This window comes from Streptomyces azureus, from assembly GCF_001270025.1.
Lineage (GTDB): Bacteria > Actinomycetota > Actinomycetes > Streptomycetales > Streptomycetaceae > Streptomyces > Streptomyces azureus.
Window position 1 is genome coordinate 1 of the sequence record NZ_DF968477.1, and the last position, 12,922, is coordinate 12,922.

Genomic DNA, 12,922 nt, shown 5'->3' on the forward strand with positions numbered 1-12,922 from the left:
TCGCCTTCACGAGCATCGCGTGCACCCTCATCTGTTACCGCAGACTCACCAAATGAGATGGCGTCTAACTCCGGCGGCGGCACCCACGAGTTCGTCGCCTGGCTCGCCCGGCGCGGGCGGTGGCTGTCGTACTCGGTCGGGATGACCATCACCGACGCCGTCCACCAGGCCGTCTCGAAGGTCCCGGCCTCGGCCTGGACACCGGCCGTTGAACCCGAAGGCGACATCCGCGACGGCTGGCTGGGGGGCCGAACTCGCCGGCGACTGCCTGACCGGCTGGCCGAAGGGGCTGCGACTGATCGTGCGCAAGGAACGGCCGCACCCCGGTGCCCAATTGCGCTTCACCGACGCCGACGGCATGCGACTGACCTGCTTCGCCACCAACACGGCCAGCGAGGCGATCGCCGCCCTCGAACTACGCCACCGGCAGCGGGCCCGCGCCGAGGACCGCATCCGCGCCGCCCGCGCCACCGGCCTGCGCAACCTCCCTCTCCACGGCACCGCGCAGAACCAGATCTGGCTGGAGATCGTCCAGATCGCCCTCGACCTGCTGGCCTGTATGCCCCTGCTCGCTCTGACCGGCCAAGCCCGGCTCTGGGAGCCCCGCATCCTGCGGCTTCAGCTGTTCTCCACCGCCGCCCAGCTCGTCACCACCGGCCGTCGCCGCTACATCCGCCTGGCCAGGCACTGGCCTTGGACTGACGTGATCATCGATGCCTTGGACCGGCTCCAGGCCCTACCGAACCCCGGCTGACGAGCACCTTCCCGCCCCTGCGAGCAGCACCAGCCCACCGGAGCCGTGGAACCCGGCGCACACCCGACGCGACAGCCGGGCACTCAACCTGCCCAGACCCCGAAATTCCGCACCGACACTCGCCACAAAGGGTCCGTCAGCAAGCTGACGGACCCTCATACAAGATCGAGGCTAAGACCCACGATTCGCCAGCATTTGCCACCCGGCTATCTGGGAGCAACCCGTGCCCGGCGTCCCATGCGTGCGCGATGCGTGAGCGGACGGTCCGGCACAGCACGTCACGAGCGGGACTACGCACGACGGCGCAGAGCGCTGATCAGGCCAAACAGCATCCCGAGGTAGCGCGAGGCACCACCCGGCAAGGATTCGACCCCACTCCCAAAGCGGGTGTCGCAGGTCCGAATCCTGCCGGGGCACAGAGCTAAGGGCCAGTTCAGGGGCATGATCCCCTCGAACTGGCCCTTGTCGGCACCAACGGACGCGGCCTCCAGTACGGCAACCCCTCCTGACCCCAACACCCGAACGGGGCCGCGGGCACAACCGCCTGCGGCCCCGCCATGGCCGAGGGACCTCGCGCAGGCGTGGGGCGCGTCACTTCATGGGATCGCCTGTCGGCGTGGGTCAGTTCGTCACGCGGAAGGTGGCGTCGCTGCGGGCCGTCGTGGTGGTGATCGGGTCGAGGCGGAGTTCGTAGGCGTAGTGGCGGATGTACCGGTCGGGGTGGCTGTACGACTGGAAGGACGACCATGTCGGGTCGGCGAGGCCGGCGACCTGGCGGAAGGTGGCGTCCGCGGCGAACCGGGTGGTGCCGTCGTTGTAGGCCAGCTGGAAGTCGTAGTTGGAGTGCCGCAGGAAGTGGCCGGGGAAGTTGACCGACTCGAAGGAGACGGTGCCGGAGCCCGCCAGGCCGGGCCTCAGCCGGAACTGGGCGTCCGGGCCGGTGACGTTCTGGTCGATGCGCACGTCGAAGTTGGCGTGCCGTACGTACCGGTCCTGGAAGTTGAACGACTGGAGCCGCTTGGCCGGGGTGTTGGCCCAGCGTGAGAGCACGCGGCTCTCCTCGGCCGCCGTCAGGTTGAGGATCGCACCGTGGCGCTTCTTCGTGCCGCCCAGGTTGTAGCTTCCCGACGCCGGGAGGCGGTAGGTGCCGGCGGCGGAGGGGTTGGTCGTCGTGACCGGCATGTAGCCGCGTCCGGAGGCGTACTGGTCGAGGTACAGGGTCCATTCGTTGCGGTCGCGGAACTTCATCCACATCGGGCCTTCGACCTGGGAGCCGGTCAGGCCGATGCCGGAGAGGTTGCCGAGGTTGGTCCACGTACCGAGGATCGAGTTGCTGCCTTCGAGCGTGATCTGGCCGTCGCCGGAGGCCCGTACGTAACGGAAGTCACCGACGCCGGACGGCACCTCGACGATCTGGGTGTCGATGATGTTCTGGGTGCCGGGGCGGTCGATGTAGAGCTGCGGGGTGGTGATGGTGCGGAAGTCGGTGGTGCGGGCGTAGTAGATGCGGTGCTTGAGCACGCCGCCCCGGGTCGCGTTCGTCGCCCAGTACAGGACGTAGTCGTTGGTCTCGGGGTTCCAGATCGCTTCCGGCGCCCAGGCGTTGCGCCCGTCGGGGATCGCGCCGGCGACGTTGAGCAGCCGCGGCTGCGACCAGGTGACCAGGTCCGTCGACTCCCACACCACGAGGTTGCGGCTGGCGTTGTTCACTGAGTCGTCCCATGACTGCCCGCAGCCGATGCACAGGTCGGTCGCGATGATCCAGTACTTGTCACCGCCGGGGGCTCTGACCAGTGCGGGGTCGCGCACCCCACGGGTTCCCACCGTGGACCGCAGGGTCATCCCGCCGCCGTTGAGGTCACTCCAGTTCAGGCCGTCCGTGCTGTGCGAGAAGTAGATCTGCTGACCGGTCGACCCCTCCCCGACGAAGTGCGTCATCAGGTAGCCCGGGTCGGCGGCGGCGGCCCGGTCAGGTGTGGTCAGGGCCTGGCCTGTGAAGAGGAGGCAGGCGGCGAGCGATATCGCCGACAGCCTGGAGAGAAGCGCGCGCATCTGCGTGTCCCGTCTTTCTCTGACTTTCCGTTGCCCCGTGGTCGCCGCGCCGACGGCGTCGACTCACATGCCGCTGTCGCGGCTCTCAGCCGTGCCCGTCAGGTCTTCCGGCGTGACGTCATGGTCCGCTGGATCAGGATGAAGGCGCACAGCAGCAGACCCGTGGCGATCTTCGTCCACCAGGAGCTGAGCGTCCCCTCGAACGTGATGACGCTCTTGATCAGGCCGAGCACCAGCACACCGAAGAGTGTGCCCAGCACATAACCGGAACCGCCGGTCAGCAGGGTGCCGCCGATGACCACGGCGGCGATGGCGTCGAGTTCCATGCCGACGGCGTGCAGCGGGTCGCCCGACTGGATGTACAGCATGAACAGCAGCCCCGCCAGGGCCGAGCAGAAGCCGCTCACCGTGTACACGGCGATCTTTGTGCCGCCCAGCGGAAGGCCCATGAGCAGAGCCGACTGCTCGTTGCCGCCGATGGCGTACACACGGCGTCCGAAGCGGGTGTAGTGGAGCACGTAGGAGGCTACGGCGAGGACGACCAGGGCCACGACGGCGCCGATCGACAGGTCCCCCACGCCCAGCGACACCCGCGTCTGGGCCAGGGTGCCCACCGAAGCGTCGTTGATGGAGATGGACTCCTTGCTGATGACCAGGCACAGCCCGCGGAAGAGGAAGAGCCCGGCGAGCGTGACGATGAACGGCTGGATCTCGAAGTTGTGGATCACATAGCCCATCAGGAAACCGCCGAAGGCGCCGACGGCCAGTGCGAGGGGGACGACCAGGAGCAGCGGCAGTCCCTGACGTTCCACCAGCCACGCCGTGAACATGGTGGTGAAGCCGATCACCGAGCCCACGGACAGGTCGATGCCGCCCGACATGATGACGAAGGTGGCACCGATGGCGGCGACCAGCAGATAGCCGTTGTCGATGAACAGGTTGAGGAACACCTGGGGTTCGGCGAACCCGTAGTTCTGGTACCGGCTGAGGCCACCGACGTACATGGCGATGAACAGGGCGGCCGTGACCAGGACGGGCAGACGCCGGTCGCCGAGCAGGCTCGCGGCACGGGAGGCGGTACTGCCGCTCGGAGCCGCCTTGGGGGTCTGGGCGGTCGCGCTCATCGCGACACCTCCATCTTCGGGGCGGCGTCGGCCGCCGGAGCGGGCTCCACCGGGGCGGCGTCCCGGCGCGGGCCCTTGGGGCCCTTCGCGCCGAAGACCTTGGCCCGGAACTTCGGGGACTGCAGCAGGCAGACGACGATGACGACGGCGGCCTTGAAGACCAGGTTGGTCTGGGTCGGCACGCCGATGGTGTAGATCGTGGTGGTCAGGGTCTGGATGACGAGTGCGCCGACCACCGTGCCGCCGAGGGAGAACCGGCCGCCGAGCAGCGAGGTGCCGCCGATCACCACGGCGAGGATCGCGTCGAGTTCGATCCACAGACCGGCGTTGTTGCCGTCCGCGGCCGAGGTGTTGGAGCTGATCATCAGGCCCGCGATGCCCGCGCACAGCGCGCAGAACATGTAGACCATGATCTTGATGCGCGTGGACCTGATGCCGACCAGGCGGCTGGCCTCGGCGTTGCCGCCGACCGACTCGACCAGCAGGCCGAGCGCCGTGCGGCGGGTGAGCGCCACGGTGACGGCCACCACCGCCGCCACCACGAAGATGGAGAAGGGCAGGGTCAGCCAGTAGCCGCCGCCGATCAGCTTGTACGGCTCGCTGTTGACGGTGATGATCTGGCCGTCGGTGACCAGCTGGGCGACACCTCGGCCCGCGACCATGATGATGAGGGTCGCGATGATGGGCTGGATTCCCATCCTGGCCACCAGGAAGCCGTTCCACAGACCGCAGACGACCGCGGCCACCAGCCCGATGCCCATCGCCAGGAACACCGCGGACAAGGTGTTCTGGTCGGCCTGGTCGCTGATGTACGAACAGGTCAGGGCGCCGGTGATGGCGACCACGGCACCGACGGAGAGATCGATGCCGCCGGTGGCGATGACCAGGGTCATGCCGACCGCGACCAGGATCAGCGGTGAGCCGAACAGCACGATGGAGACGAGGCTGCCGTAGAGGTGGCCGTCCGTCATGTTGATCGAGAAGAAGTCGGGCGTGAAGGGGACGTTGACGAGCAGCAGGGCGATCAGGACCGCGACCGGCCAGAACAGGTGGTGATGCGTCAGTGCTCGCCAGCGGGAGGTGGTGGTCACTGGTGTTCTCCGCTCGCGATGGTCTCGAGGATCTTGCTGGTGGTGATCTCCGGCCCGTTGGTCAGCCGCGCCACCAGCCGGCGGTCGCGCAGCACTCCGATGGTGTGGCTGAGCCGGAGCACCTCCTCCAGTTCGGCCGCGATGTACAGCACCGACATGCCGTCCTCGGAGAGGGACACCACCAGTTTCTGGATCTCCGTCTTGGCGCCGATGTCGATGCCGCGCGTCGGCTCGTCCAGGATCAGCAGCTTCGGCTGGGTGATCAGCCAGCGGGCGAGCAGTACCTTCTGCTGGTTGCCGCCGCTGAGCCGGCCCACGCGGGCCTCCGGGTCGGCGGGGCGGATGTCCAGCGCCTTGATGTACTTGGCGACGAGTTCGTCGCGCTGGGAGACCGGGATGGGCCGGGTCCAGCCGCGGGCCGCCTGGAGGGCGAGGATGATGTTCTCGCGCACCGTCAGGTCGGGGACCAGGCCCTCGCTCTTGCGGTTCTCCGAGCAGAACGCCACACCGGCCGCGATGGCGTCGTTCGGGGCGCTCATCGAGACCTGCTTGCCGCCGATGGTCACCTTGCCGCTGTCGGGCTGGTCGGCTCCGAACAGCAGCCGGGCGAGTTCGGTGCGGCCCGATCCCAGCAGTCCGGCGAGCCCGAGCACCTCACCCTTGTTGATCTCCAGGTCGAAGGGGGCGATCCCGCCGGTGCGGCCGAGCCCCTCGGCCTGGACCAGTGTCTCGCCGACGTCGGAGCGCAGCTGGTGCTCGTGCAGCTCCTCGAGCTGGTCCAGGGCCTTGCCGATCATCAGCTCGATCAGCCCGACCTGGTCGAGGTCGCGGACCAGGTGCTCGCCGACCAGGGTGCCGTTGCGCAGGACGGTCATCCGGTCGCAGACCTCGTAGATCTGGTCGAGGAAGTGCGACACGAACAGGATCGCGACGCCCTCGTCCCTCAACTGCCGCATCAGACGGAACAGTTCGAGGACCTCGTCGCGGTCGAGGCTGGAGGTCGGCTCGTCGAGGACCAGCACCTTGGTGCCGAGTCCCGCGCCGCCCCGGTCCCCGGTGCCCACCGACCGTACGATCGCGACCAGTTGCTGCACGGCCAGCGGGTACGAGGACAGCGGCGCGGCGACGTCGATGTCGAGTCCGAGCCGGTCGACCAGCTCCGCCGCCTCCTTGCGCATCCGCTTCCACTGGATGCGGCCGGCGCGGGTGGGTTCGCGTCCGATGAAGATGTTCTCCGCCACCGACAGGTTGGGGCAGAGGTTGACCTCCTGGTAGACCGTGCTGATGCCGGCCTGCTGCGCCTGCAGCGGGCTGCCGAACCGTACGGACTCGCCGTCCAGGGTGATCGTGCCGCCGTCCAGGGAGTAGACGCCCGTCAGCACCTTGATGAGAGTGGACTTCCCCGCACCGTTCTCGCCCATCAAGGCGTGGATCTCGCCGGGGAAGAGCCGGAAGTCGACGCCCGACAGAGCCCGTACCCCCGGAAACTCTTTGACTATGCCCGTCATCTCCAGGACGGGCTGCGGCTCTGCCATGGCAGCGCTCCTCGTGAATGGTCCAGGTCCGCGGGGAGCCACCCGGCCGAGGGATGTCGGCCGGGTGGAGGCTCCCACCGGCGGGGACGGTCGGTCAGTACTTGCGGGTGGGGAGCGCGTCCTTGGCCTGGTCCTGCATGAAGTCGCTCTCCTTGGTCTTGATCCAGCGTTCGACCGTCTCGCCGTCCTTGACCTTCTTCACGACCTCCATCAACTGCGGGCCGAGCAGCGGGTTGCACTCGACGATGGCGTTGATCTTGCCTTCGGACATGGCGACGAAGCCGTCCTTCACGCCGTCGATGGAGACGATGAGGATGTCCTTGCCGGGCTTCTTGCCGGCCGCCTCGATGGACTGGATGGCGCCGATGGCCATGTCGTCGTTGTGCGCGAAGAGCACGTTGATGTCCGGGTTGGACTGGAGGAAGGCCGCCATGACCTGCTTGCCGCCGGCACGGGTGAAGTCACCGGTCTGGCTGACGACGACCTTCCAGTCGTCCGCGTGGTCCGCGTCCATGACCTCCTTGAAGCCCTTGGCGCGCTCGATCGCGGGGGCGGCGCCGGTGGTGCCCTCCAGCTGGGCGATCTTCACGGCGCCCTTGTGGCCCGCCTTCTCCAGGACCTTCTCCAGGATCCTGGCGGCGCGCCGGCCCTCGTCCGTGAAGTCGGAGCCCACCAGGGTCACGTACAGGGAGTCGTCGGAGGTCTCGACGGAGCGGTCGGTGAGGACCACCGGGATCTTCGCGGCCTTGGCCTCCTTGAGCACCGCGTCCCAGCCCGTGACGACCACCGGCGAGAAGGCGATGACGTCGACCTTCTGCGCGATGTAGTTGCGGATCGCGGAGATCTGGTTCTCCTGCTTCTGCTGGGCGTCGGAGAACTTGAGGGTGTAGCCCGCCTCCTTCGCGGCCGACTTCACCGAGTCACTGTTGGCGGTGCGCCAGCCGCTCTCCGAGCCGACCTGGGAGAAGCCGAGGGTGATCGCCTTGCTGCCGCTGCCGCTGCCGGCGGCGGCGGCAGAGCTGCCGTCCTCCTTGGCGCAGGCCGCGAGTCCGGTCGCAGCCGCCACGCCGACCGCCGCGGTAAGGAAGTTTCTTCTGTTCAGCATGTTTCTTCTCCTTCGTGGAGCCGGCCCGGGGATTGGACTCGGTTGCGTGAGGTCGCTTCTGACGTTCCGTCGGGAGCTGTGGAAGCGCGGTGGTCTGTTCTGCTGACCGGCCAACGTTCGAAGTGTCGAACATGCGGGGGATGCCGTCAGAGGGTCTCGGGGCGGGGTGAGTTTTCGGGGGGGAGTGGAGCGGGCCGAAGGAAAGGCGATGGCTCCGCTTCCCCACCGCGGAGAGGTCCTGGCGTATGGCGCTCAGCGGAGGGGCGAAGAACTCCGACCCCAGGACGCGGGGAACCCGGCCGCCGCGATGTCGTGGGAGGTGCGGACGCCGACCTCGCCAAGCGTCCGCGACGAACAGCGCCTTACAGTCGCCGGCTGGTTAAGAGCGTGCTCAGACCCCGGCCCGCCCGCCGAAGCGGTTCCCGGCCCGCACGGTGACCCGGCCCTCGGCCTCCAGCCGCTTCTCGGAACCCGCGAGATGCCAGGTGACGCGGCAACCGGCCGCCAGGAGGCACCTGGTGGCCAGCCGTGCACCGGGGCGCTGATCCTTCATGGCGTCGGGGCGCCTCCGGGACGCGGCCACTGCCGAAGGTCACCACCGGAAAGGTGGGCGGCCGCAGCAGGGATTGCGCCATGACCGCACCTCCTTGGCAACTGCCCTGCGGCAGGACTGGAACAGGTTGGCGATCCGCCAGGGAGGTCCTGCTGTGTGCCGGGTGTGCCACGGCTGTCCCCCCTGAAGCGGTCGGTGAATGCGAAGGTCATAGTGAGCGCCTACCGTTCCAGCAGGTCAAGGGGTTGGGCGAGAACGGGCCATCACGTTTGAGTAACGCGGGTAGCGGACTGCCGCACGGTCACCCGGCGCGGAATCGCCTTTTCGGCGGAGATATTGACGCTCGGCGGGCGTGGCCATATTTTCGGTCATTGAACGGCGGATCGAACTCTGTACGGGATCTCGGACGTACGTGGCTTGGGGCATGGCGCCCGCTGCAGATGACCGACGCCCGGGCCGGCGTCGCCGTCGGCGAACTCGGATGGCGAGGTCTCACTGCGGTTCGTGGCGAGCCGGTGGAGGCTCAGGCCGACGCCGTCTCTTTTGGTGATCGGGGGATGCGCTGAGGGGGCGGAAGGCGTGCGCGACTGAGACGAGGGTGACGTGGTGACGCCACTCCCTCCAGGTGCGGCCTTCGAAGTGGCCTTGGCCCAGGGCCTGCTTCATCTCGCGGTGGTCGACTCCGCCCGCAGTGAGATGTGTCGGCATCGCCGAGTGCGAGGGGGTATCCGAGCTGCACGGGCGAGGAGCACGGGAGGGCCAGCTCAGAGGTCCCTCAGGATGGCCCTTCACAGTTCAGGCGTTGTGGCTACGCACTTGTTGCGACCGCCGTTCGGCCCTCCCCGAGGAGCTCGAGACCGCTCCCCCCACCGCCTCGGATCATGGCACCGAGCCGATCGGCGACAGCTCGGTCACGGTCACTGGTCAGGTGCTGGTGGATCACCGCGGCGCGAGAGTCGTTGTGCCCCATCCGCCTCATCAGTTCCCGTATGCCGCCCCCTGACGTAGAGGCCGGGGTTGCCCGTGTGCCGCAGGTAGCGGAAGCGCGGCTCGGCCGTGTCGCCCGCAGCCTTCCGCCTCCGCGTGCCACAGTCGTGCCAGATCCAGCCGTCCACCACAGTCAGGAGGGGTGACTGGCGCGCGTCTTTGTGCCTGTCAGCTCAGCCGCGGAAGCCTCAGGTCACCGGCAAGACGCCCCACCCTCCCTCCTAAAGCGGGTGTCGCAGATTCGAATCCTGCTGGGGCACCAGCAACAGGCCGCCTACGGACCTCGTAGGCAGCCTTCGCCATCTCCCTGCCCTCACGGCAGGACGGCCCTTCAGTGGGCGTGGAGGATCGCGACGCCCTGGATGCTCAGCGGCCCAGAGCCAGGCGTACGTCATGAGGTCGAGGGCATCGCGTCCTCCAACGTCAAAGCCAGTTTCCGTGTCCCCGGCATCGAGTGGACGGAGTTCACCATCACTGCCGGATGAGGCCGAAGACGGCGGGCTCGGCCGATTACTCTCGGGACGACCCTCCGTAGCAGGTGGCGATCGCGGCGGCGCGCTCGCGCAGGGAGTCGCGCAACCACTGCGGGGCCAGGGCCTCCGCGTTCGTGGCGAGGTGCCACAGTGCCCATTCGGCGTGTCTCGGATCTTGGAAGGTCACCTCCAGCCGCAACCAGCCGTCCGCGTCTGTTTCTTCGGCGCGGACGGCCAGCGCGGTGCCCACCAGGTCGTGCCGCCGCGCAGGGTTCACCCGTACCAGCACGGTGACTTGGTCGCCGCCGGTCCGGAACCGCGTGCTGCGTTCCTGCCAGGCCCGGTCGAGATCGACCCGGTCCGGTCGCTGTGCCGGTTCGGCGAGTTCCTCGGCGGCCAGGACGCGGGACAGCCGGTAGGTGCGGTCCGCACCAGACCTGGTGGCCAGCAAGTAGCCCTGGTCGCGCACGGTGACCAGGCCGATCGGGTCCACCGTGCGCCACTTCGGGGTCTGGTCCGCAGCCGCGTAGTGGATGCGCAGCTTGTGTCCGGCGAACACCGCGCGCCTGACCTCGGTCACTATGGCGTCGGGCACCTCCTCAGCGACCAGCCGGCGCGCGAGGAGGTCGGTCTCCGGGTCGATGAGCACTCGCTGCGCCGCGCCGGCCGCGGTGGCCCGGTGGCTTTCGGGGAGCGCGTCGACCACCTTGAGCATGGCCGAAGCGAGCGCCGAGCCGAGACCGAAGGCCTGCGCGCCGCGCCGTGATCCGGCGATCAGCAGGGCAAGTGCCTCGTCGTGGTTCAGTCCGGTGAGCTCGGTACGGAAACCGGGCAGCAACTCGAACCCGCCGTGCCGACCGCGTTCGGCGTAGACCGGGACGCCGGCTGCGGACAGCGCCTCGATGTCGCGCAGCACGGTGCGGGTGGATACCTCCAGCTCGCGGGCCAGCGCGGCCGCGGACAGCCGACCGTGCTGCCGGAGCAGCAGCACCAGCGATACCAACCGGTCGGCGCGCATACGAAAACACTACTGGAATACATGACACGCGATGTCGTGATTCGTTGGGAGGCTTACCAGCGCACAAAGCCCGTCGCACATGAGAGGTGATCTGCATGACACACGCCCTTGTCAATCCGGACGGTTTACACGACCCGGTCCCGTTCGGCTACAGCCACACCGCCACCGTCCCCGCGGGTACGGAGCTGGTACTCGTCTCGGGTCAGTACGGATCGGGTCCAGACGGCGCGGTCGTCTCTACCGACTTCTCCGAGCAGGTGAAGCAGACGTTCCACAACATCGGAGTCGCTCTCGCCGCCCACGGGCTTGACCTCAGCCACGTCGTCCAGCTCAGGACGTATGTGGTGAACCATGACGTCAGCAAGCTGGGGCCCATCGCCGGGGCCGTGCACGAGTGCTGGGGTGACAAACCGCCCACGCAAACTCTCATCGGTGTCGCGAGCCTGGCAACGCCTGACGTGCTGTTCGAGGTCGAGGCCCTCGCCGCCCGGCCCTGACTCGCCGCCTCGCCGGGCTCCGGGGCTGTGGCGCGGAGCAACTGCCAGGCACCATTACCAGCACCTTCAAGGCGCCACTACCCGAGGCTCCGCTGCCGAGTGATCGAACTCGTAGAGCGGTGTCGCGGGTCCGAACCCTGCGGGGGGACCAGCGGACAGGCCGTCTACGGATCCCGTAGGCGGCCTTCGTCATCCCCTGACTGCCGCGCCGATCCCTCGGGGCGTCGTCAAGACTCCGCGTCAGGACGAGCCGAGGACGCATAACTCGTGGCCCTCCGGGTCGGTCAGGCACTCGTGCGGCGACGGCCGTCAGTACGCGGTCCCCCACTGCGCCGAGCGTCCGTACCGGTTCGCCTACAGCCGTGGCGGCTTCGCCGTCTCGCTCTTCAACGTCGGTGCGCGTCGCGAGTCCCGCCGCTTCGGCAGTCAGGCCGACTTGTTCATACGGCAGTTTCTGGAGGAGGGGATCGTCGGGCGCACCACCCGCTACGACACCGACCCGGGCTTCAACTCGGACGACACGGAAACCGTGCGGATCATCGCCGAGCACTTCGGGCTGCCTGCCGCACCCCTCGGGCCGGGGCGCGGGTAGGCCGGCGTACTTGAGTACGGGTGCTCATGACGGCCCCGCCAGGCCGGAGTGACCATGGCGGTATGAAGAATCGGGGAATGCTTTCGGCCGGGGCCGCGCTCGTTCTCGGGGTGCCTGTCGCCGCCTGGGGGCTGATGGGGCAGCAGAACTACGACGGGTTGCCGGCGAGTGAGCTGGACTACGCCTATCAGCCGTGGGACATCGGGGACGGTGTGGCCGCCGGCGTCGGTGGGCTCGCGCTGGTGCTGGCGGGGGTCGGTGCCGCGGTGCTCGTGCGGGGTGCGCGGCGTGGCGCGATGGACCGGCGCTGGTGGGGGGTGCTCGGGCCGCTGGTGGTCGTCGGGCTCATGGCCGGTGTGGGCTGGCGGATCCTGACCGCGGGGGGCGTCGGGGCCAACATCGGTGCCGGGCTGCTGATCATCTTCGGTACGCCGGTCGCCGCCGGGCTGGTTCTGTGGGCCCTAGGGCGCGGCGTGTGGCTGGCGACACGGCGGCACGGGGACGACGGCGGGAGTGGCGGCCGGCGCCTGAGCGGTTTCGCCTCCGGCGGGGTGTGACGGGCGGGGGCTCGCTTCCGCGTGGCCGAAACCCCACGGCGGTCGGGTGACGGGGTGGGACAACCTCCCTGTCGGAGCGTGGAGTTCACCTAGGTTGGTGGGCCGGTCCCCCTTCCCCACCCCCAGGAGGCCCTGCCGTGCTCGACGACAGCCTGCGTGACCGTATCGACACGTCCAAGCCGCACTCGGCCCGATTCTGGAACTACTTCGTCGGCGGCAAGGACAACTACGAGGTCGACCGCGAGATCGGCGACCAGATCAAGTCGATCTTCCCGGGCCTGGTCGACGTGGCGGTCACGAGCCGTCGGTTCCTGGGACGGGCGGTGCGGTACCTGGCCGTCGAGCAGGGTGTGCGGCAGTTCCTGGACATCGGCACCGGGCTGCCGACCGCCGACAACACGCACGAGGTCGCGCAGCGCGTGGCACCGGACTCCCGGATCGTGTACGTCGACAACGACCCCATCGTGCTGGCCCACGCCAACGCCCTGCTCACCAGCACACCCGAGGGCAGGACCGCGTATCTGGACGCCGACCTGTACGACCCGGAGGCAGTCCTGGAGGCCGCCGCGGGCACGCTCGACCTG

11 protein-coding genes and 2 pseudogenes are annotated in these 12,922 nt (G+C 68.5%); 5 read left to right on the forward strand and 8 right to left on the reverse strand.

Translation table 11 applies throughout. The features are described 5' to 3' along the window. Positions 1 to 63: 63 nt before the first annotated feature. Positions 64 to 754: pseudogene (locus AOQ53_RS36520) on the forward strand (transposase); the annotation flags it as partial. 621 nt (positions 755 to 1,375) lie between these two features. Here AOQ53_RS36520 and AOQ53_RS36525 read toward each other — a convergent pair. From AOQ53_RS36525 to AOQ53_RS36550, 8 genes and pseudogenes are all read right to left on the reverse strand, one after another. Continuing rightward, positions 1,376 to 2,806 (reverse strand): glycoside hydrolase family 43 protein, encoded by a 1,431-nt coding sequence (locus tag AOQ53_RS36525; protein WP_059424020.1) that lies wholly within the window; start codon positions 2,804 to 2,806, stop codon positions 1,376 to 1,378. A 98-nt stretch (positions 2,807 to 2,904) separates the two neighbouring features. Continuing rightward, complete coding sequence (yjfF, locus tag AOQ53_RS36530; RefSeq protein ID WP_059424022.1) at positions 2,905 to 3,930, reverse strand: galactofuranose ABC transporter, permease protein YjfF; 1,026 nt, start codon at positions 3,928 to 3,930, stop codon at positions 2,905 to 2,907. Beyond that, on the reverse strand, positions 3,927 to 5,021 hold the full coding sequence (locus AOQ53_RS36535) for an ABC transporter permease (RefSeq protein WP_059424023.1): 1,095 nt from the start codon (positions 5,019 to 5,021) through the stop codon (positions 3,927 to 3,929). Before AOQ53_RS36535 ends, yjfF begins: the two co-directional genes overlap by 4 nt. Continuing rightward, a complete protein-coding gene (locus AOQ53_RS36540) occupies positions 5,018 to 6,556 on the reverse strand; it encodes a sugar ABC transporter ATP-binding protein (RefSeq protein WP_059424025.1) in 1,539 nt (512 codons plus the stop codon). Before AOQ53_RS36540 ends, AOQ53_RS36535 begins: the two co-directional genes overlap by 4 nt. Before the next feature lie 94 nt (positions 6,557 to 6,650). Next, on the reverse strand, positions 6,651 to 7,661 hold the full coding sequence (locus AOQ53_RS36545) for an ABC transporter substrate-binding protein (protein ID WP_059424027.1): 1,011 nt from the start codon (positions 7,659 to 7,661) through the stop codon (positions 6,651 to 6,653). A gap of 391 nt (positions 7,662 to 8,052) precedes the next feature. Further along, positions 8,053 to 8,214, reverse strand: coding sequence for a hypothetical protein (locus tag AOQ53_RS45085; protein WP_167745805.1), 162 nt, complete (start codon positions 8,212 to 8,214; stop codon positions 8,053 to 8,055). Positions 8,215 to 8,706: 492 nt separating this feature from the next. After that, positions 8,707 to 8,892 (reverse strand): annotated as a pseudogene (locus AOQ53_RS48485) (IS701 family transposase); the annotation flags it as partial. 819 nt (positions 8,893 to 9,711) lie between these two features. Beyond that, a complete protein-coding gene (locus AOQ53_RS36550) occupies positions 9,712 to 10,692 on the reverse strand; it encodes a helix-turn-helix transcriptional regulator (protein ID WP_059424029.1) in 981 nt (326 codons plus the stop codon). 95 nt (positions 10,693 to 10,787) lie between these two features. On the opposite strand from AOQ53_RS36550, the gene AOQ53_RS36555 reads away from it, so the two are divergent. From AOQ53_RS36555 to AOQ53_RS36570, 4 genes are all read left to right on the forward strand, one after another. After that, positions 10,788 to 11,189 carry a RidA family protein gene (locus AOQ53_RS36555; RefSeq protein WP_059424033.1) on the forward strand — a complete coding sequence of 134 codons (402 nt, stop codon included), beginning with the start codon at positions 10,788 to 10,790 and terminating at the stop codon, positions 11,187 to 11,189. Positions 11,190 to 11,625: 436 nt separating this feature from the next. Further along, a complete protein-coding gene (locus AOQ53_RS47070; RefSeq protein ID WP_236711940.1) occupies positions 11,626 to 11,781 on the forward strand; it encodes a hypothetical protein in 156 nt (51 codons plus the stop codon). Between the two features lie 77 nt (positions 11,782 to 11,858). Continuing rightward, the gene (locus AOQ53_RS36565; RefSeq protein WP_059424030.1) at positions 11,859 to 12,338 is read left to right on the forward strand and encodes a hypothetical protein; all 480 of its coding nucleotides are present in this window, start codon (positions 11,859 to 11,861) and stop codon (positions 12,336 to 12,338) included. Positions 12,339 to 12,475: 137 nt separating this feature from the next. Beyond that, a partial coding sequence (locus AOQ53_RS36570; RefSeq protein WP_174523404.1) for an SAM-dependent methyltransferase occupies positions 12,476 to 12,922 on the forward strand: 447 nt, incomplete at its 3' end.